We start from the raw sequence: 914 nt of genomic DNA on the forward strand, positions 1-914 counted from the left end.
AGAATGGACCCGCGGCGCCTACGCGTCCAGCTACGACCTCGGTGGCCTGCACCGCTACGGCAAGGACCAGCACGCCAACGTGGGACCGATCTACTGGTCCTCGTCCGACCTCGCAGCCGAGGGCTACCAGCACGTTGACGGCGCGGTCCGCATGGGCCAGGCAACTGCCGCCCGCATTGTCGAGGCCAACAAACTGGCTGCGGTGCCCGTAGCTTAAGGCATTTCCGTACCAACACCGGCAGGCCGGGGGAGCGCGTTTCCCGGCCTGCCGGCTCCACTGTTTAACACCAGAAAGGGACCACCATGCGTTACGTAGTGGGCTACACCGCCAACGCGAGGGGGCACGACGCCGTTCACCTCGCCGTCGCGCTGGCCCGGAACCACGATGTCAGCCTGGACCTTGTCCTGGTGATCCCTGAGGAATCCCCGTTCAACGCCGTCTATCCACCGGAGACCGGCTACAACGACATCCTGAACGAACAAGCGCAACGTTGGTTGGACGAAGGCCTGGCGCTGGTACCAGCCGACGTGACGGCCCGGGCCCACATCCGCCGGGGCGACTCCGAGGCGCAGGCCTTGATCGAAGCTGCCGTAGAAATGGACGCCGCGGCCTTGGTCATCGGCGCCTCCAGCGGGGGCCTGTTCAAGCGGTTCACCATCGGCTCTGTGGCGGGCTCCTTGCTCCACTCCTCGCCCGTGCCTGTCGCATTGGCACCTCACGGTTACGAGCGCACGGCGCCGATCACGCGCCTGAGCTGCGGGTTCGGCACGCGCCCCGGCGCGGACGAACTGCTCGACGTCGCCGTCGAGTCCGCGCGCGATCGTGGCCTCCCGTTGCGGCTCGTCTCCCTGCTGGCCCTCGACGGCGGTAACTCGCCCGGGCTGGCCGACGCCGCCTGGGTGCATGCCGCCGA

The 914-nt window shown here is 68.1% G+C and carries 2 protein-coding genes; both read left to right on the forward strand.

Annotation, left to right across the window (positions count from 1 at the left end; genetic code table 11):
• A partial coding sequence (locus tag HP499_RS24585) for an FAD-dependent oxidoreductase (RefSeq protein WP_216660300.1) occupies window positions 1-217 on the forward strand: 217 nt, incomplete at its 5' end.
• An 86-nt stretch (window positions 218-303) separates the two neighbouring features.
• Window positions 304-914: universal stress protein (locus tag HP499_RS24590; RefSeq protein WP_172326620.1), on the forward strand; the 611-nt coding region annotated here is incomplete at its 3' end.

The sequence above is a fragment of the Paenarthrobacter sp. CM16 genome (assembly GCF_013179505.1).
Lineage (GTDB): Bacteria > Actinomycetota > Actinomycetes > Actinomycetales > Micrococcaceae > Arthrobacter.